Here is a 207-nt window from a genome sequence, read left to right on the forward strand (position 1 = left end):
GGGGGGGGGGGGGGGGGGGGGGGGGGGGGGGGGGGGGGGGGGGGGGGGGGGGGGGGGGGGGGGGGGGGGGGGGGGGGGGGGGGGGGGGGGGGGGGGGGGGGGGTGGGGGGGGGGGGGGGGGGGGGGGGGGGGGGGGGGGGGGGGGGGGGGGGGGGGGGGGGGGGGGGGGGGGGGGGGGGGGGGGGGGGGGGGGGGGGGGGGGGGGGG

The 207-nt window shown here is 99.5% G+C and carries 1 protein-coding gene; it reads left to right on the plus strand.

What is annotated here, in order from left to right:
- On the plus strand, positions 1–207 hold a 207-nt coding region (locus tag HC725_RS16945), incomplete at both ends, for a hypothetical protein (protein WP_190332957.1).

Origin of the sequence: Vibrio sp. S17_S38, assembly GCF_014694375.1 — a bacterium.
Lineage (GTDB): Bacteria > Pseudomonadota > Gammaproteobacteria > Enterobacterales > Vibrionaceae > Vibrio.